The organism is Agrobacterium sp. lyk4-40-TYG-31 (assembly GCF_030209855.1).
Classification (GTDB): Bacteria; Pseudomonadota; Alphaproteobacteria; order Rhizobiales; family Rhizobiaceae; genus Agrobacterium; species Agrobacterium vaccinii.
Genome location: NZ_JARVRE010000004.1, coordinates 672,494 through 690,542, shown reverse-complemented (window position 1 = coordinate 690,542; position 18,049 = coordinate 672,494). Strand labels below are relative to the sequence as shown.

Sequence of the window (18,049 nt, the reverse complement as noted above, 5' to 3'; positions counted from 1 at the left end):
CTCTTTACTCCGCAGGAAGGCCTGCATTGACCCGGAAGAAACTGCGCTCCTGCGCACGTTTTTCAGGGCGATGGCGTGTCAGCGCCAGAAGAAAACCAGCCGTCACACAAATCGCCATCATGGACGAGCCACCATAGGAAATCAGCGGCAGCGTCATGCCCTTGGCAGGCATCAGTTCCAGATTAACGCCGATATTGATCATCGACTGCATGCCGATTTGCAGCACCAGACCGGCCACGGCGAAGCGGACGAAATCGTCCTTTTCCTTGAAGGCATGGCTCAAACCGCGCAGCACGATGAAGGCGAAAATCATGACCAGCAGCATGCAGAACAGGATGCCGAATTCTTCCGCCGCAACTGAGAATATGAAGTCGGTATGGCTATCGGGAATGATTCGCTTGACGATACCTTCGCCCGGCCCTTGGCCAAACCAGTTGCCACGAATGATGGCTTCGCGCGCCGTATCCACCTGAAACGTGTCGCCCTCGCCCGTCCAGAACCGGTCGATACGACCGGCAACGTGCGGCAACATTAGGTAGGCGGTGATGATGCCACCGACGCCAAGGCCACCCAGCATGATGATCCAGAACCACGGCACACCGGCCATGAAGAACATGCCGCCCCACACGACGGATGTCAGAATGGTCTGGCCGAAGTCGGGCTGTGCGATCAAAAGCGCCGCGACGATGCCGAAGGTGATGATGGCAAAGAGATTGCCGGGAATTTCAGGATGCCGAGCGCGCTCGGCAAACAGCCAGGCGCAGACAATGACGAAGGCGGGCTTCATGAATTCCGATGGCTGAATGGAGAAGGAACCGATGGAAATCCAGCGGCGCGCGCCCTTCACTTCGATACCGAAGAACAGCGCAAAGATCATCATCAGCAGCGCGGCAATCAGCATGATCACGGCCACGCGGCGCACCTGCCGCGGCGTCAGAAACGACAGGCCCACCATAATGGCCAGCGATGGCACCATGAACATGGCCTGACGCTCGACAAAGAAGAAGCTGTTGAGGCCGATACGCTCGGCAACCGCAGGTGACGCCGCAAAAGATAGCATCAGCCCGATGCCCATCAGCGCGATGAAGGCCGCGAGGAAGAAACGGTCGATGGTCCAGAACCATTCCGCGACCGGTCCACGGTCGATACGGCTTACCATTTCATCACTACTCCTTTTCCGAGCCAACCAACATCATCACGCCGGGCAGTCCTGCCACGAGCGAAACGAACGAATCACCACGTATTTCGAAGTTCTTATATTGATCGAAGCTTGCGCAAGCCGGGGATAACATCACGACTTTACCGTCGCGACCGTCCTTCTGCGCGTCCATTGCGGCATGTTCGACAGCCTTGACGAGCGTAACAGAGATTTCGTAAGGCACCGCCTCACCCAAGGTCGATGCAAACTCCGCTGCCGCCTCGCCGATCAGGTAGGCCTTGGCAATATGGGAAAACAGCGGTGAAAGACTGGATATGCCCCCCGCCTTCGGCAGGCCACCGGCAATCCAGTAGATACGGTCATAGCTGGACAGAGCAGGCGCTGCGGCATCTGCATTGGTCGCCTTACTGTCATTCACGAATGTCACATTACCACGACGGCCCACCGGCTGCATGCGGTGCTTGAGCCCGGGGAAGGAGCTGAGCCCGGCCCGCACCTCATCCTCCGAAATGCCGACAGCAAGGCAAGCCGCAATCGCTGCTGCCGCGTTCTGAGCATTGTGGCTGCCGCGCAGCGTCTGGATGCCATCGAGATCGACGAGCAGCGACGATGTGCCACCCTGCGCTTTCATGATGCGGCTACCCTCGGCATAGAGACCATCGGCCACAACGTTGCGCTTGGAGATGCGCAGTACGGTCACACCGGCGCGCTCGATGCGGTCGGCAATCAGCGTGCAATAGCTATCGTCAACACCAACAACTGCCGTATCGCTACCCGCAACAAGACGTTCCTTGATATCGGCGTAGTGCTGCATCGTGCCGTGGCGATCGAGGTGATCGGGCGTCAGGTTGAGCAGAATGCCAGCGGTCGGGTTCAGCGTCGGTGCCAAATCGATCTGGTAGGACGAGCATTCGACCACATAGAAGCGTTCCGCTTTCGGCGGATCGAGGCTCAACACTGCAGTGCCGATGTTGCCGCCCAACTGTGTATCGCGTCCAGAGGCCTTGAGAATATGCGCAATCAGCGCCGTCGTCGTGGATTTGCCGTTGGTGCCGGTAATGGCGATAAGGGGGCTATCCGGCGCATGCGCACGGCGTTCGCGCACGAAAAGCTCGATATCACCTATCACCTCTACACCGGCGGCTTTCGCCAGATCGACGGACCAATGCGGCTTGGGATGCGTCAGCGGCACGCCGGGTGCCAGAACGAAAGCGGCAAGCTTCGACCAGTCGAGCGTGCGCAAATCCGCCGTTGGAATGCCCTCGGCACTTGCTTTGGCCACACTGTCAGGATTGTCATCAAATGCCGTCACCTCGGCACCACCGGCAACCAATGCCTTGGCAGTGACCAGACCAGAGCCGCCAAGCCCGAAGAGCGCGACCTTTTTTCCAGCAAGTGAGGTGACAGGGATCATGCCGTTACCTCAGCTTCAGCGTTGCAAGGCCCAGCATGGCCAGACCAACGGAAATGATCCAGAAGCGAATGACCACCTGGCTTTCCGTCCAGCCCTTCTTTTCGAAATGGTGATGGATGGGAGCCATCAGGAACACACGTCTTCCCGTGCGCTTGAACCAGAACACCTGAATGATGACCGACAGCGTTTCCATAACGAACAGGCCACCAACGATGATCATGACGAGCTCGTGCTTGATCGCAACCGCGATGGAGCCGATGAGGCCGCCGAGCGCAAGCGATCCGGTATCACCCATGAAGATAGCGGCTGGCGGGGCGTTGAACCACAGGAAGCCAAGCCCCGCCCCGATGACCGCGCCAACGATGACCGCAAGTTCACCCGTTCCGGGTACGAAGTTGATCTGGAGATAATTGGCGAAAATCGCGTTTCCGACCAGATAGGAAATGATGCCGAAGGTCGCAGCTGCAATCATCACAGGCACGATGGCAAGACCATCGAGACCATCGGTCAGGTTGACCGCATTGCCCGCACCGACGATGACGAAAGCGCCGAACAGCACAAAGAAATAACCGAGGTCGATCACGAATTCCTTGAAGAACGGAAAGGCAATCGAACTGCCAAGCGTCCCGCCATGCGGCGCCGTTGCCAGTGCGACCTCCATCATGAAGAAGACGGCAATCGCGGCAATGACGAATTCGATGCCGAGACGGGCCTTGCCGGAAAAGCCCTTATCGCTCTGCTTGGTGACTTTCAGATAGTCATCATAAAAGCCGATGGCACCGAAGCCGAGCGTCACCATCAGAACCGAGACGACGTAAACGTTGGACAGGTCGCCCCACAGCAGCGAGCCGCCAAGGATACCCGCCAGGATCATCAGCCCGCCCATGGTGGGCGTACCTGCCTTTTTGAAATGCGTCTGTGGACCATCGGCGCGGATCGGCTGACCCTTGCCCTGGCGAATGCGCAGCGAATTGATGATGGCAGGACCGAACAGGAAGACGATCAGCGCGGAGGTGAACAATGCAGCACCGGCCCGGAACGTAATGTACCGGAACAGATTGAAGACTTGAACTTTGTCCGACAGTTCAACGAGCCAGATCAGCATGTGTGCCCTTTCGAAAGGCGATCAAAGCAGCGGGCGTCAAAAATTGTGCCTGCGCCACCTCGAGTTCTTGTTTGTTTCAGCAACGAGCAATCGAAAACAGCATCGTGCCATTCATCCAGTGCTCTAAATCTGGCGTTCCGTCTCGGGGAATGCCGGATACTTGTCAAGAAGAGCCGTCACGATCTTGCCAAAACCGATGCCAAGTGACGATTTTATCATCAATACATCGCCCGGCTGGACCCATTTGAGAACGAATTCATTCAGTTCGGCAGTCGTAGGGAACCACGCAACGGTTACGCTTTCCGGCAGGGCATCGCGAAGTGCGGCCATCGACTCACCCGCCAACCACACGTGCTCGATGCCAGCAGACAGAAGCGGGCCGGACAATTCTTCGTGCACCTCGGCAGAAAACTCGCCCATCTCCAGCATGTCGCCCAGCACGGCCACACGCCGTCCACTGCCTTTCACTTCGGCGGCTGCCAAAAGCGCAATAGCGGCCCGCATGGAGGCCGGGTTGGCATTGTAGCTCTCGTCGATCAGCAGGAACGAGCCTTCGCCAACCGAAAGACGGTGGCGCTGGCCCCGGCCCTTAACGGCCTCCAGTGTGCCTAGCGCGGCGAAGGCCTTGTCGAGGTCAGCACCTGTCACCGCAACGGTGCCCAAGGCCGCCATGGCGTTTTCGGCGATGTGGCGACCGGCAGCGCCGATATGCAGCTCGCTGGTCTCGCCATTGATGATGGTCCAGATGGTCGAACCGTTGGGCGTGTTCTCGTAATCGGCGAGGCGGAAATCTGCCTTGGCATGCTGGCCAAATGTCAGCACATGTTCGATACCCGCATCGAGTGCTGCGCGCTCAAGCTGTTCGAACTGCGCATTGTCGCGGTTGAGAATAACCGCGCCACCCGGCAGCACGCCGTCGAAGATTTCGGCCTTTGCCGCTGCAATCTCCTCCAGACTGTTGAAATTGCCGAGGTGAGCCGCAGCGATAGTGGTGATGATGGCCAGATGCGGCTTGACCTGTTTGACCAGCGGGCTGATCTCACCGGCGTGGTTCATGCCCACTTCGAAGATGCCGAATTCCGTATCGGCAGGCATGCGAGCCAAGGTCAGCGGCACGCCCCAATGGTTGTTGAAGGATGAGACGGCGGCATGCACCTTGCCCGAGGGTGCCAGCACCTGTCGCAGCATTTCCTTGGTCGTGGTTTTGCCGACAGAGCCTGTGATTGCGATGATGCGAGCCGATGAGCGCTCACGCGCGGCGATGCCGAGCTTGACCATGGCCGCCAGCACGTCTTCCACGACGATCATCGGCACCGTCAGGCGACCGAGCGCAGGCAGCTTGCCTTCCGAAACGACCAGAAGTCCGGCACCGTTGGCGACCGCAAAGCTTGCGTAATCGTGAGCATCCACCCGGTCACCCTTGATGGCGAAGAAAGCTTCGCCCGGTTGCACCGTGCGGCTGTCGATGGAAATGCCCGTAATGCCTTGCGGCAGGTTGCCGACCGGACGGCCCGCCATGACGGCGACCATATCCGGTACTGTCCATAACCAGTTCAAATCTTCAATCCTTCCAGCGCGGTACGCACCTGTTCATGATCCGAGAACGGCAACGTCACGCCGCCCACGATCTGACCTTCCTCGTGCCCCTTGCCCGCAACGATCAATGTATCTCCACTCCCCAGCAGCGACACGGCGTGGCTGATAGCCTCTGCCCTATCGGCAATCTCCAGTGCGCCCGCCGCCGCCGCCATGATTTCGGAACGGATGGTCTGCGGCTCTTCCGAGCGCGGATTGTCATCCGTCACGATGACGATGTCGGAAAGACGTGTAGCGATTTCGCCCATGATCGGGCGCTTGCCCTTATCGCGATCTCCGCCGCAACCGAACACGGTGATGATGCGACCTGACGTGAAGGGTCGCACCGAGGTCAGCACATTTTCCAGCGCATCCGGCTTATGGGCATAATCCACATAGGCCAGCGCACCATTCTTCGTCTGGCCGATCAGTTCGAGACGGCCAGCAGCACCCACCAGTTTCTCGAGCGCCTTGAGTGCCACCGAAGCCGAAACTCCAGTCGAGATCGCAAGCCCTGCAGCAACCAGCGCATTGGCCACCTGAAAATCACCCGCCAGCGGAATATCGACTTCGTAAATCTTGCCCTGATGATGCACTTCGATCATCTGCTTGTGACGGAAATGTTCGACGCGCTTCAGCGTCAGACAATCACCCTTGCGACCGACGGTGCGCACATCATGGCCCGCATCCGTCGCAGCCTTCATAGCGCGGTCCGACCACGGATCGTCAGAGAAGATGACGACCGGCGAACCCTTCGGCAAAAGCGTATCGAACAGCCGCATCTTGGCGGCCATATAGTCCTCTATGGTCGGATGGTAGTCCATATGGTCCCGACCGAGATTGGTAAAACCGGCAGCAGCCAATTTCACGCCATCCAGACGGCGCTGGTCGAGGCCATGGCTGGAAGCTTCCATCGCCGCATGGGTCACACCCTCGGAGGCGAGTTCTGCCAGCAGTGCATGCAGCGAAACAGGATCAGGTGTCGTCAGTGAACCATAGTCCTCGCGACCTGGCGCAATCACACCCGTGGTGCCGATCTGCGCGGCAGCACGGCCCGCAGTTTTCCAAATCTGGCGAATGAAGGAGGCGACGGAGGTCTTGCCCGCCGTGCCGGTCACGGCAATCATGGTTTCGGGCTGTTTTCCGTAGAAGTGGGCAGCAGAAAGAGAGAGATAACGACGCGGATCAGCGACAACAAGAACCGGCACAGCGGCATCCACGGCATGACCGGACACGACAGCAACGGCACCCTTGGCCACGGCGTCCTGCACGTAAGTGCTGCCGTCCGCCTTGGTCCCGGTCACCGCCACGAACAGCGATCCCGGCTGGGCCTTGCGGCTGTCAGCCGTAATCCCGGTGATTTCAAGCGCTCCGGCATCTGTCCGCAGCAACTCGTTCAGTTCGGGGAACTCAGCCCCCGAGAGATCTCGCAATTTCATCGATATGTCCGTCTTGTCCCCCCGGCGCGAATCGCCGGTCCATGGTAAGCTGTAACAATCAATAAGACACCAGCAAGGCCGACCCGTCGCTGCCGAACTTTGGCTTTACACCGAGAATAGCAGCAGAGCGGCTGATGATATCCTTCACCATCGGCGCTGCCGTATTACCGGCAAGAGCTGCCCCGTTACCCTTGTCGGTACGCGGCTCATCGATGAAGGTCAGCACCACATATTGCGGGTCATAGATCGGGAATGCGCCCAGAAAAGCGTTGAAGTTCTTGTCGTGCACATAGCGACCGTTCACGACCTTATCTGCCGTACCAGTCTTGCCGCCAACGTCGAAGCCTTCGACGCGCGCATTGCGACCGGAACCCTTGGTGCCGTTCCAGTCGAACAGGAAGCGCATGTCCTTGCTGGTCGTCGGTTTCATGACCTGCGTAGCGACCTGATCTGCCTGTTCTCTGGTGCGAGGCAAGAAGGTCGGCTCGATCAGCTTTCCACCATTGACGAGCGCCGCACCGGCAATCGCCGTCTGCAATGGGGTTGTCGACACACCGTGACCGAAGGAGATGGTGATGGAGTTGATCTTCTTCCATGTGCGCGGCTGCGATGGCATGGCCACTTCCGGCAGTTCCGTCTTCATCCTCGACAGCAGGCCAAGCTTGGTCAAAAACTCCTTGTGGCCATCAATGCCCACGGTGTCGGCAATCTTGGCCGTACCGATGTTGGACGAATACTGGAAGATTTCCGGCACCGACAACATGCGGCCTTTGCCGTGGAAATCCTTGATGGTGAAGCCACCGATGCGGATCGGCGCACGGGCATCGAACATATCGTTGATGTGGACCTTGCCGGAATCGAGGCCCATGGCGATGGTAAAGGACTTGAAGGTCGAGCCCATCTCGAACGTGCCGTTCGACATACGATTGAGCCAGCCTTCCTTAGCGCCTTCCGCCGGGTTGTTGGGATCATAATCGGGCTCGGAAACCATGGCGAGGATTTCGCCGGTATGCACGTTGATCACGACGGCGCCAGCGCCGAGAGCCTCTGTTTTCTTGATCCATTCGCTCACCACTTCGCGAGCAATCGCCTGAACGCGCAGATCGATGGAAAGCTTGACCGGCTCCAGCGGCTGGTCGGACGTCATGCCAAGCGCCGTCAGATCTGCGAGGCCCTGATTATCGAGATAGCGTTCCATGCCGGCAACGCCACGGTTATCGATGTTGACGTGACCAACGACGTGAGAAGCCGTCGCGCCGCCGGGATAGAAGCGGCGCTTTTCAGGGCGAAAACCAATGCCGGGAATGCCAAGCGCCAAAATCTGGCTCTGCTGCTTCGGCGTCAACTGACGACGCAGCCACTGGAAGCGCGACTCAGACTTGAGTTTCTGGTAGGTGCCGCGCGTATCAAGATCGGGCAGAACGGTGCGCAGTTTCTCGATCGCTTCATCGACATCGACGATGCGGTGCGGTTCGGCAAACAGCGAGACGGTGCGAATATCAGTGGCAAGCACCTCGCCGTTGCGATCCAGCAGATCAGGCCGCGATGCCATGAGGCGGTCGGCGGGGGCAATGCTGGACACGGTTTCCGGCTGCGTCATGCCATACTGAACCAGACGACCGCCCACGACACCGTAAAAGCAGATGAAGCCGAATATCAGCAGGCCGACGCGGGTCTTTGCCTGCGTCGCACGGCGTTTGCGGGCACCCTCAAAGGCGGCGTGATCCGTCACACCTGTGGTGCTTGCAGAAAAATGAGCCCTGCTTTTCAGAACCATGACACGGGAGAGAAAAGACATCAGTCCACCGATCCAGTTATCGTTTCATCCATATCGCCAGACTCGTCACCGGCATCGACGCTGACAGGTGCTGCCGGCTTGGGCCGCGAGACCGGCGCGCGCGGTGCAGGCACCGGAACAGGCTTGCCACCGGTGGCGACGATCTGCCCTGCAGGTGCAGACTTCGGCTTGGCCCCGCCCAGTGTTGCGCCGGGCTTGGAACCATTGACGGCAGCAGCAATCACATCCTCGACGCTCATGCCTTCCGGCTCCGGCGGCTGCGGCAGTTGCGAGCGCAGCATCGGAAGCTCCTTGGGCTGCGAAAGCTGCGTCGGCTCTGTCGGTGCCAGAGAAAGATCGGCCTGATAGGCATTCACCAGCCGGTGCAGACGGTTTGGCTGCGTCAACAGCGCCCAGTCGGCGCGCAGAAGGTCAATCGTGTCCTTCTCCAGCCGAATTTCCGTTTCCAGCTTCTTGACCGATTCGAGCTTGAGATCGGCCTGATGCTTGATGGAATAGGTCACGACGGCTGCCGCCACCATCACGCCCATCAGCATAAAATCGAGGGTCCGCAGCATATCAGCCTCCCATTTTTTCAAGGCTGGCGAGATCGGGCAGCTCGAAGATCGACAGATCGGCAGGCCGCGCTGGCGCCGTGGTGCGAAGTCCCGCACGTAGCTTGGCAGAGCGGGCCCGTGGATTGATGTCAGCCTCTTCGTCACTGGCCGCAATCATCGGCTTGCCAACAGCATCGAAAATCGCCGACTTGGCGGCCAGCATCGGCATATGGCGAGAGCCCGATGCACGGTCGGAACGATCCGCGAAATACTTCTTGACGATGCGGTCTTCCAGCGAATGGAAGGTCACCACGACCAACCGACCACCGGGTTTCAAAGCCTGCTCGGCTGCAAACAGCGCCTGCGCCAGTTCGCCAAGCTCGTCATTGACGAAAACGCGCAGCGCCTGAAAGACGCGCGTCGCCGGGTGGATCTTGTCTTTCGCCTTGCGCGGCGTGACGATCTCGATCAATCCGGCCAAATCACGGGTGGTTCGAAATGGCTCTTCTGCACGTTTCTTTTCGATGGCACGGGCAATGCGGCCCGGCTGCTTTTCCTCGCCCAGAAAACCAAAAATGCGAATGAGGTCACCCACCTTGCAGCGATTGACCACATCTGCCGCAGATACGCCGGATGCGGACATGCGCATGTCCAGCGGGCCGTTTTTCTGAAACGAAAAACCGCGCTCGGCCTCATCGATTTGCATGGAGGAAACGCCGATATCCAGCACGATGCCATCGAGGCCTTCGGCTGGTGCATGCGCGGCGAGATTGGAAAATTGCGACTGGATGAGAGAAAGACGCCCGCCATTGGCCGCAACCATGGCCTGCCCACCGGCAATCGCAGTCGGGTCGCGGTCCAGCGCGATGACATTGGCGCCTTGGTCGAGAATGGCCTGGGTATAACCTCCAGCACCGAAGGTACCGTCGAGAATGACTTTGCCGGGCGCTGGTTCCAGCGCCTTTATAACCTCGTGGAGAAGAACCGGAATGTGGCGAACCGGTCCGCCACCGGCTTCAGAAGATCGTCCGCCAGAATTCGCCGCCATTCCGTTTCCCCGTCCTATCCGGGGCGACCAGCGGTAAAACCGCGCCCCGTTCTTGCCGCCTTCTGCGCCTCGTGAAACGCGTCCGGCTGCCACAACTGAAAATGATCCGCTCGACCCACAAAGGTAACCTCGGTGGTGATGTTGGCGAATTCCCGAATGAAATCCGTCACCATCAATCGCCCTTCGGCATCGAGTTTCATGAAAATGCCGCCGCCGTGGACCAGCAGCGACATCGCGTTTGCCTCCGGCGAAAACGCGTCCATGGACGCGATCTGCCGTTCGTATCGTTCGAGCAAGTCCGGCCCACCCACGCTGATGGCCGGAAATGCAAAATCCTGGAGACAATAAAGCTCCTGGATGCCACGGTCCGCCAGCACCGAGCGAAACAGCGACGGAACCGAAACGCGCCCCTTGGCGTCGATCCTGTTTGTCACGTTCGATAAAAAGCGACCCATTGTAAAACTCGCCAAAGCCGCCGCATGCAGAGCCGAAACCCGCACCGAGAGGCAACACCGTTACGCACGACAAATCGCTGACCGGTAGGACGTAATGCCCATCGGACCCTTGCAGGCCTCTCCGTTTCAGAGATTGCGGGTCAAAAACACGACCCTTTGTGGTGTGCATTTGGGATACCATGGGACCATATGGGCGTCAATGGGAGAAGCCAGTGGGATACCGGCCTCGGATCGAATATTCATATCCCGTTAAGTTTAACGAATGGTTTACCGTGTGCATTCAAGCACTTGCCGGACGACAACAATTTATCGCCTCTAAAATCTTTTTTTATTAGAAAAAACAAATACTTACGCGCCCTGTCACGCAGGGTGCACAAGCACTTGGAATAAAAAGAGAATTTGCCAGTTGGCCTGTAAGCCGGGTTCTGTATGGCCCCGGTTTGACCCGGAACGTGGCAGCCATTCATCTGGGACGGCATTTGCACGCCGCCTCTCGCAACCCACCCGGATAACTCGCCCAAAAACCGGCTGTAGATACGCTTGCGCGCATCCCACGTTATCCCTATTCGGTCTTGCTCCCGGTGGGGTTTACCATGCCACCCCTGTTACCAGCGGCGCGGTGGGCTCTTACCCCACCCTTTCACCCTTACCACCTGAAAGGTGGCGGTCTACTCTCTGCGGCACTTTCCCTAGGGTCGCCCCCGCCGGACGTTATCCGGCACCGTGTTTCTGTGGAGCCCGGACTTTCCTCACCCTACCGTCTTTCGACATTGGTAAAGCGCGGCTGCCCGGCCAACTGGCAGGGGCTCCTTAGACGGGTTCAGAAACGAAAGCCACCGGAAAATCCGCGAACGGATCATTACGCAGAGAAAACCGGCGCGAAATCCGCCGCATATTCCGTATCGATGATCCGCCCTTTGACCAGAAGCTCTGCGCCCAGCCGTCCGATTTCATCGGAACTCTTGGCCGCCGTACCGCAGCCCCCGGTCAGAACGGCGATGCCTGGTGAAGCCGTATAGCCGATCGCCGGAAACCCGCTCGGCGTGTAAGATGTCACGCAAGCCGCCATGGAAATGCGCGAGCGGTCGATGGAAGGAATCAGCGTTTCGATGATATCGGAGAAGTCGTCGCGCACCTTGGCGCTTCCGCCTGAGCGGAACCATTCACGGATTTCGCGGTCGCCTTTCAAAACAATATCGACAGGCTCACCGCCGATCTTGAGATAGGTCTTGCCATCGGGATAGCGCACCGGCGGCAACAGATAAATGTGCTTGCGTGGATCTGCTGGCTCATAGATCAGCGATGGCATGCCCGCATAGCGATCCAGCTCGTCGTCTGGAATTTCAAAGAATGCCACTGTGCGGCCATTGACCTGCATTTCAAGCTTCTGCGGCAACAACCCCTCGGCAACGGAAAAACCGCCCGCCGCGACGATCACTTTCTCCGCCGTATAGACCTGGCCGGACGCGGTCGTCACGGTCGCAACACCGCCGTCTTCACGCACGCTAACGGCAATGTCATCAATCCGCGTCACCCCGCGCTTTTCAGCGCTGACGATCTGCGCCCGCACCAGTTCACGCGGATTGACCCATCCGGCATTGTTCCTCTCGAACACGCCTTCGCACCCACTCTCGAACGCAAAATAGGGAAAGCGATCAGCCAGCGCCGCATCATCCAGAATCTCGGTCTCGACACCCAGCGTCTCAGCCGCCGCGCAAACATTTTCGATATAGTCAAAGCCCGTGCCGCGTTCCTTGCCGACGATCAGGCAACCAACCTCACCGTAAAATTCCACGCCACTCTCGCGCTCGATTTCGGCGTATCGGGCAATCGACCGATTGGCCAGCCGCGCCCAATCCGCATTGCCATCGATGGTGCGGGTAATACGCGCCGCATCATAATGGCTGGCAAAAACACCGGTATGGTTCTTGATATCCGCAGGCTCACGCGGGCCGATCAGCGCAATGCCGTCAACGCTCCCCGCCAGATGACGCGCAGCCGCAGCCCCCATCATGCCTGCACCGACCACGATATATTTGAACTGTGTTGCCATGTTCGAGATCACCGATTTTAGACTCTGTTACAGGGAGTTGTAGCGGTTTGCGGAATCGATTCCAGAGGGTTTGGGTTTGATGGCGAAGGTCGGTGGATGTGGCTTACCCCCCTCTGTCCTGCCGGACATCTCCCCCACAAGGAGGGAGATTAGCTGGGCGCTTGCTCACCACTCAATCCGCGGCTTTCAAGATGTCCGAGCGATCTCAACGAGTCGATCTCCCCACCTGTGGGGGAGATGTCCGGCAGGACAGAGGGGGGCTAGCCACACCCACCATTGCCCGCCTCAACCAAACACCGGCCCCACCTGCCCCGCAAAATCCTCTTCCGTCAGTTGTCCATCCAGTAGTAGCACCGCCCCCAACCGCCCGATCTCATCGGAAGACTTCGCAGAAACAAAGTTCCCACCCGTCAACACGGCAATGTTCGAAGACTGCGTATATCCAATATAGGGATAGCCCGTGCGGGTAATCGATGCGACACAGGAGCCTGACGTGACCGGGCAACCCTCCAGCTTCGGCATAAGCTCGACAGCCCGCTTCACCAGAAACGCCATCTCGCTCGCCGTGCCATCGGAGTGGAACCAGCGCACCGCCTCGTCCAGCGTCTCCAGACTGCCCTTCTCGCTCTCGCCGCCGATTTTCAGGTATGTCTTGCCATCGGGATACAGCACGGGCGGCAGGATGTAGACGATATCATCGGCATTTTCCGCCAGCACGATGGTCGATGGCATCCCTGCGAAATCGCGCTGCTTCTGCTCGTCCAGTTCGAAAAACGCAATGGTGCGGCCCGTCGCTGCCATATCGACTTTAGAAGGCAGCAGATCGGCCATATTGGTGAAACCGCCCGCCGCAACGATCACCTTTTCCCCCGTGTAGCGTTGGCCCTCATTCGTGATCACCTCGACGCCGGACGCCGTGTCATCAATACTCACAACGGTCTCGCGAATCAGCGTTGCACCCTGGTGTTCTGCAATCGCGACCTGCGCCTTCACCAGCGCGCGCGGATTGACATAACCGGCGTTGCGCGGCTCAAACCAACCCTCGTGATCGTCAGGCAAAGAAAACATCGGGAAACGGGTCCCGATCTGCGAGGCAGCGTACTCCTCGACCACAAGCCCCAGCCGGTCCCGCGCCGCCATGGCCCCAGCCACGTAGTCTCCTCCAAGCCCTTTGCCGTTTCCGGTAAAGAAGCACCCCGCTTCGTGGTAAAAACGAATACCGCTCTTGGCTTCGATCTCGGCGTAACGGGCAATCGAGCGTTTCGCCAGTTCTGCCCAGACAGGATCACCATCGAAACCGCGGGTAATGCGGGCTTCATCGTAATGGCTGGAAAACACGCCGTTGTGGCTCTTGATATCCAGCGGCTCGGCAGGTCCGATCAAGGCCACGCCATCCGTCTGCGCTGAAAGATGGCGTGCCGCTGCAGCGCCCATCATGCCCGCACCGACGACGATATATTTGAAATCCGCCATTTTTCGCATCCCCACGGTCCTCACCCAAACCCTTGGGCTGAAAAGGCTTTTTACAGCGGTGCAGACGCACGTCTACTGTATTCCTGCGAGGGTCACAGGAATGACGGCGATGGAATGCATCTAGCTTGCCAAAATCGCCTGCACCTTGCCGCAATAACGCTTCGAAACCGGGTTCATCCGCGTCGCACCATGGCCTGCATTGTAGCGCAAAATGGTGTCGCATACCTGCCCGCCACCTAGCTGGTGCGCGGTTGCCAGATATTGCATGCCCCAGCGTATGTTGGTTTCGGGATCGTAGAGCGCTTTCGTCTTACCGCGATAGCCCATCATCCGGGCTGTGGCCGGCTTGATCTGCATGAGACCGACCTCACCGGCACTGCCGCGTGCTTTAGGGTTGAACTTGCTTTCGACGGAAACGACGGCGTGGGCCAGATTGGTTGGCACGCCATAACGTTTGGCATATTTCACGATGAGATCGGAGTAATTATTCTTCAGACCGGTTGGAAGCGTCTTTTCGGGGATGGGGTAGCCGGGCTTGCGGAAATAGGTTTCCAGAGTGACCGTTTTGGTCTTCACGTCGTCCTTGGCAAAAACAGGTCCGCTCTGTGCGGCAAGCATGGTAAGACAAGCCGAAACAGCAACAATCATTCTTCTCATTAGTATAAATGGTCTCCGACCGTGAAGACTGCGAAATTCGTCCGAAATAGCGCTCAAGTCAGGAAGATCATCGAAACGATCCGGCGCACGTCTTCATCATTGATACTGGCGACTTGGGTTTCTCACTGAAACCGGTCGCGGGTTGATGAGGCGTATTAAGTGGCGCATTAAGGATATACTGTGGCAAAGCGCAAAATATCGATTGCCAATCTCCGGAGGTTGGAAGGATTTTCCGAAAATCGTGCCTAAACGGCGCGAAATTTCGGCAACTCGGAGATCAAGCGGTGCAACGTGTCGATGGTAGAAAAATCGGCAATGCCGTCCACCAGAGCTGGCCGAAAATGGCGCTGGAATGCAGCTACCGCACCCTCGGTTTTCTCGCAATAATGGCCTGTTATTTCAACGCCGTATCCATACAGCGACAGCATGGATTGCAGCGCCTCCACCGGCTGGCCGCTATCGCCACGCTGAAAGAACCTGCCACCGCCAATGGTTGCTGGCGGAACCCAGTGTCCGACACCGCTCTGCGACAACACGTTCCACGGAAACTTTTCGCCCGGATCGATCTTGCGCACCGGCGCGATATCGGAGTGCCCCAGCACCCGTTCCGGCGCGATGGACCACCTCTCGCCGCAATCGCGACACAGTTCGATGACGGCGCGGATTTGCGCCTCAGGAAAATCCGGCAACCCCGCCGGATGCCCGGCATTGGCAATCTCGATACCGATTGAGCGCGAATTGATATCGTTTGAGCCATTCCAAACGCTTTTGCCCGCGTGCCATGCCCGGCGCGCTTCCGGCACCAGTTGCATCACCCGGCCATCTTCAAACACGAAGTAATGGCTGGAGACCTGGCTTTCGGGATTGCAAAGCCAAGACAGCGCGCTATCAGCGGTGCCCATGCCGGTATAATGCAGAATGATGATGTCGGGAGCACTCACATCAATGCGCTCGCCATGGTTTGGCGAAGGCACAACCGTCGCGCCCTTATAGTCCGCAATGAAATCACTCATGCGACGCGGCGTTCTTTCTCGATGGCCGCATAGGCCGCATTCAGCGCCGCCATGCGCTCATTGGCTGCCGCATGCAGTTCCATAGGCACGCCACGTGCAATCAGCTTGTCCGGGTGGTGTTCAGCCACCAGCGAACGATAACGCTTGCGAATATCCATGAAGTCGTCGCCCGGCGAAACACCCAATACACGGTAAGGGTCGCGCCCTTCCATATGCACGTGCCGCGCCATGATCATTTCGAAATGATCTTCGGTGATTCTGAAAATCTCTGCGATGCGGCCCAGAAACGCCATTTCGCGCTCATGGATCAAGCCATCGGCCTTGGCGATATGAAACAGCCCGTCGATCACGCTTTCCAGCATGTCGCAATTCTGTTCGCCCGAACCGCACAGGCCAGACAGCCGCTCCGCATAGGCTTCGTAACCGGCAACGTCCTGTCGTGCGAGGTTATAGAGCCGCGCAACGTTTTTGGCTTCCTCTTCAGGAAAGTCGAATATCTGGCGGAATGCTTTAACCTCGGCATCATTCACCATGCCATCGGCCTTCGCCATTTTGGCGGACAGCGCGATGATCGCAACGGAGAAGGACACCTGACGACGGGTTTCCGGGTCGCCTTCGAAGACGGTTCTGACAGCCTCGATCACGCGTCCAAGCACGTTGCCTGCTGCATCGCCGATTGCGCCGAGCAGCCGTTCCCACAGCGATGAAAGTTGCAAACACGCGAAATCGTACATCATTTCTCCAAGCATAAGGCCCGATTTGCTGAATGCAATATGCATAACGGTCGCATGCCATTAACTTTTCTTCATCTTGCGATCATATCGACTGACTTGAATTGCTAATACGTCGAGAACGCCAAATCGGTTTTCCACAGGCTGAGATGACCGCCGAAGGTCGCGCGTCAATTGAAACGATTATATCGGCTAACTCATTCAATCGCTTTGAAATTCCGCGATTTTCTTGAGAAATTCACTTTACATGCCACATTCTGTCACGCATCCATTTGCCACGACATCTTTGCAAAGAACTCGAAGGAGAGCCACGATGGCTAAACAGAAAGTCGCAATGTTGACCGCAGGTGGTCTCGCGCCCTGCCTTTCTTCCGCCGTGGGCGGGCTGATCGAACGCTACAGCGACATTGCTCCTGACATCGATATCGTGGCGTACCGCTCCGGTTATCAGGGCGTGCTCCTGGGCGACAGCGTCGAGATCACCAAGGATATGCGCGAGAAGGCGCCTCTCTTGCACCGTTACGGCGGCTCGCCCATCGGCAACAGCCGCGTGAAGCTGACCAACGCTGCCGACTGTGCCAAGCGCGGCCTCGTCAAGGAAGGCGAAAATCCCTTGGCTGTCGCGGCAGATCGTCTCGCGAAGGATGGCGTCACCATTCTCCACACCATCGGTGGCGATGACACCAACACGACAGCCGCCGATCTTGCGGCCTATCTCGGTGCCAACGGCTATAACCTCACCGTCGTCGGCCTGCCGAAGACGGTCGATAACGACGTCGTGCCGATCAAGCAGTCGCTGGGCGCATGGACCGCAGCCGAAGTCGGCGCGAACTTCTTCGACAATGTCAGCAACGAGCAGAGTGCCGCACCCAAGACCTTCGTCATTCACGAAGTCATGGGCCGCCACTGCGGCTGGCTGACGGCGGCAACCGCCCGCGCCTATATCCAGAAGACCAAAGGCAATGAATATGTCGAAGGTCTTTTGATGGGCGAACAACTCAAGAGCATCGACGGCCTCTACCTGCCGGAAATGGCCTTCGATATCAAAGCCGAAGCCGAGCGCCTGAAGAAGATCATGGACGATACCGGCTTCGTCACCCTGTTCGTTTCGGAAGGTGCCGGTCTCGATTCCATCGTTGCCGAGCGTGAAGCGGCTGGCGACACCGTCAAGCGCGATGCCTTCGGCCACGTCAAGATCGACACGATCAATGTCGGCGGCTGGTTCCAGAAGCAGTTCGCGGGCCTCATCGGCGCGGAACGCACCATGGTGCAGAAATCCGGCTATTACGCACGCTCCGCCCCGGCCAATGGCGAAGACCTCCGCCTCATCCAGAGCATGGTCGATCTGGCCGTCGAAAGCGCACTGAACAAGGTGTCCGGTGTCACCGGCCATGACGAAGATCAGGGCGGCAAGCTGCGCACCATCGAGTTTCCGCGCATCAAGGGCGGCAAGCACTTCGACCTGTCGACTCCATGGTTCGACGATGTCATGAGCCACATCGGCCAGCCCTACAAGGCTGCCTGAGCGCACACTCCATCCGTCTTTACGCCGCATTATGCGATCAAGCTGATCCACTGTGGCGTAAACACACC

Annotated in this window: 15 protein-coding genes and 1 other RNA gene; 1 reads left to right on the top strand and 15 read right to left on the bottom strand. The window is 58.3% G+C overall.

The genetic code is table 11. The features are described from left to right. Positions 1-4 precede the first annotated feature (4 nt). The 15 genes from ftsW to QRN55_RS08455 form a co-directional block, all read right to left on the bottom strand. On the bottom strand, positions 5-1,159 hold the full coding sequence (ftsW, locus tag QRN55_RS08525) for a putative lipid II flippase FtsW (RefSeq protein WP_111837952.1): 1,155 nt from the start codon (positions 1,157-1,159) through the stop codon (positions 5-7). Between the two features lie 7 nt (positions 1,160-1,166). Then, positions 1,167-2,573, bottom strand: coding sequence for a UDP-N-acetylmuramoyl-L-alanine--D-glutamate ligase (murD, locus tag QRN55_RS08520; RefSeq protein ID WP_284776392.1), 1,407 nt, complete (start codon positions 2,571-2,573; stop codon positions 1,167-1,169). A 4-nt stretch (positions 2,574-2,577) separates the two neighbouring features. After that, positions 2,578-3,678: a phospho-N-acetylmuramoyl-pentapeptide-transferase gene (gene mraY / locus QRN55_RS08515; RefSeq protein ID WP_111837950.1), complete on the bottom strand. Its 1,101-nt coding sequence runs from the start codon at positions 3,676-3,678 to the stop codon at positions 2,578-2,580. A gap of 123 nt (positions 3,679-3,801) precedes the next feature. After that, positions 3,802-5,235, bottom strand: a complete 1,434-nt coding sequence (locus QRN55_RS08510) for a UDP-N-acetylmuramoylalanyl-D-glutamyl-2,6-diaminopimelate--D-alanyl-D-alanine ligase (protein ID WP_284776391.1) — start codon at positions 5,233-5,235, stop codon at positions 3,802-3,804. Further along, the gene (locus tag QRN55_RS08505; RefSeq protein WP_284776390.1) at positions 5,232-6,692 is read right to left on the bottom strand and encodes a UDP-N-acetylmuramoyl-L-alanyl-D-glutamate--2,6-diaminopimelate ligase; all 1,461 of its coding nucleotides are present in this window, start codon (positions 6,690-6,692) and stop codon (positions 5,232-5,234) included. The genes QRN55_RS08510 and QRN55_RS08505 overlap by 4 nt, the downstream gene beginning before the upstream one ends. A 58-nt stretch (positions 6,693-6,750) precedes the next feature. Then, entirely contained in the window at positions 6,751-8,490 is a 1,740-nt protein-coding gene (locus tag QRN55_RS08500; RefSeq protein WP_112498683.1) for a peptidoglycan D,D-transpeptidase FtsI family protein, read from the bottom strand. Then, positions 8,490-9,047 carry a cell division protein FtsL gene (ftsL, locus tag QRN55_RS08495; protein ID WP_233134799.1) on the bottom strand — a complete coding sequence of 186 codons (558 nt, stop codon included), beginning with the start codon at positions 9,045-9,047 and terminating at the stop codon, positions 8,490-8,492. The genes QRN55_RS08500 and ftsL overlap by 1 nt, the downstream gene beginning before the upstream one ends. Position 9,048: 1 nt before the next feature. Next, a complete protein-coding gene (gene rsmH / locus QRN55_RS08490; protein ID WP_284776389.1) occupies positions 9,049-10,074 on the bottom strand; it encodes a 16S rRNA (cytosine(1402)-N(4))-methyltransferase RsmH in 1,026 nt (341 codons plus the stop codon). Between the two features lie 14 nt (positions 10,075-10,088). Next, on the bottom strand, positions 10,089-10,529 hold the full coding sequence (gene mraZ, locus QRN55_RS08485; protein WP_065697897.1) for a division/cell wall cluster transcriptional repressor MraZ: 441 nt from the start codon (positions 10,527-10,529) through the stop codon (positions 10,089-10,091). Positions 10,530-10,927: 398 nt separating this feature from the next. Next, positions 10,928-11,329, bottom strand: an RNA gene (gene rnpB / locus QRN55_RS08480) — RNase P RNA component class A. A 59-nt stretch (positions 11,330-11,388) separates the two neighbouring features. After that, positions 11,389-12,582, bottom strand: a complete 1,194-nt coding sequence (locus QRN55_RS08475) for an NAD(P)/FAD-dependent oxidoreductase (protein ID WP_284776388.1) — start codon at positions 12,580-12,582, stop codon at positions 11,389-11,391. Between the two features lie 285 nt (positions 12,583-12,867). Next, positions 12,868-14,055: an FAD-dependent oxidoreductase gene (locus QRN55_RS08470; protein ID WP_284776387.1), complete on the bottom strand. Its 1,188-nt coding sequence runs from the start codon at positions 14,053-14,055 to the stop codon at positions 12,868-12,870. 120 nt (positions 14,056-14,175) lie between these two features. Next, complete coding sequence (locus tag QRN55_RS08465; RefSeq protein WP_284776386.1) at positions 14,176-14,712, bottom strand: lytic transglycosylase domain-containing protein; 537 nt, start codon at positions 14,710-14,712, stop codon at positions 14,176-14,178. Positions 14,713-14,957: 245 nt separating this feature from the next. Beyond that, complete coding sequence (locus QRN55_RS08460) at positions 14,958-15,725, bottom strand: N-acetylmuramoyl-L-alanine amidase (RefSeq protein WP_284776385.1); 768 nt, start codon at positions 15,723-15,725, stop codon at positions 14,958-14,960. Further along, positions 15,722-16,462, bottom strand: coding sequence for a J domain-containing protein (locus tag QRN55_RS08455; RefSeq protein WP_045228950.1), 741 nt, complete (start codon positions 16,460-16,462; stop codon positions 15,722-15,724). Before QRN55_RS08455 ends, QRN55_RS08460 begins: the two co-directional genes overlap by 4 nt. A gap of 307 nt (positions 16,463-16,769) precedes the next feature. Here QRN55_RS08455 and QRN55_RS08450 point away from each other — a divergent pair, with 307 nt between their 5' ends. Beyond that, positions 16,770-17,981, top strand: coding sequence for a pyrophosphate--fructose-6-phosphate 1-phosphotransferase (locus QRN55_RS08450; RefSeq protein ID WP_284776384.1), 1,212 nt, complete (start codon positions 16,770-16,772; stop codon positions 17,979-17,981). Positions 17,982-18,049 lie beyond the last annotated feature (68 nt).

Excerpts from the sequence above, each read along its gene's own strand:
- QRN55_RS08455 (WP_045228950.1), bottom strand. The coding sequence starts at position 16,462 with ATGATGTACGATTTCGCGTGTTTGCAACTTTCATCGCTGTGGGAACGG.
- QRN55_RS08475 (WP_284776388.1), bottom strand. The coding sequence starts at position 12,582 with ATGGCAACACAGTTCAAATATATCGTGGTCGGTGCAGGCATGATGGGG.
- ftsW (WP_111837952.1), bottom strand. The coding sequence starts at position 1,159 with ATGGTAAGCCGTATCGACCGTGGACCGGTCGCGGAATGGTTCTGGACC.
- QRN55_RS08470 (WP_284776387.1), bottom strand. The coding sequence starts at position 14,055 with ATGGCGGATTTCAAATATATCGTCGTCGGTGCGGGCATGATGGGCGCT.
- QRN55_RS08460 (WP_284776385.1), bottom strand. The coding sequence starts at position 15,725 with ATGAGTGATTTCATTGCGGACTATAAGGGCGCGACGGTTGTGCCTTCG.
- mraZ (WP_065697897.1), bottom strand. The coding sequence starts at position 10,529 with ATGGGTCGCTTTTTATCGAACGTGACAAACAGGATCGACGCCAAGGGG.
- mraY (WP_111837950.1), bottom strand. The coding sequence starts at position 3,678 with ATGCTGATCTGGCTCGTTGAACTGTCGGACAAAGTTCAAGTCTTCAAT.
- murD (WP_284776392.1), bottom strand. The coding sequence starts at position 2,573 with ATGATCCCTGTCACCTCACTTGCTGGAAAAAAGGTCGCGCTCTTCGGG.
- ftsL (WP_233134799.1), bottom strand. The coding sequence starts at position 9,047 with ATGCTGCGGACCCTCGATTTTATGCTGATGGGCGTGATGGTGGCGGCA.
- QRN55_RS08505 (WP_284776390.1), bottom strand. The coding sequence starts at position 6,692 with ATGAAATTGCGAGATCTCTCGGGGGCTGAGTTCCCCGAACTGAACGAG.
- rsmH (WP_284776389.1), bottom strand. The coding sequence starts at position 10,074 with ATGGCGGCGAATTCTGGCGGACGATCTTCTGAAGCCGGTGGCGGACCG.
- QRN55_RS08465 (WP_284776386.1), bottom strand. The coding sequence starts at position 14,712 with ATGAGAAGAATGATTGTTGCTGTTTCGGCTTGTCTTACCATGCTTGCC.
- QRN55_RS08500 (WP_112498683.1), bottom strand. The coding sequence starts at position 8,490 with ATGTCTTTTCTCTCCCGTGTCATGGTTCTGAAAAGCAGGGCTCATTTT.
- QRN55_RS08450 (WP_284776384.1), top strand. The coding sequence starts at position 16,770 with ATGGCTAAACAGAAAGTCGCAATGTTGACCGCAGGTGGTCTCGCGCCC.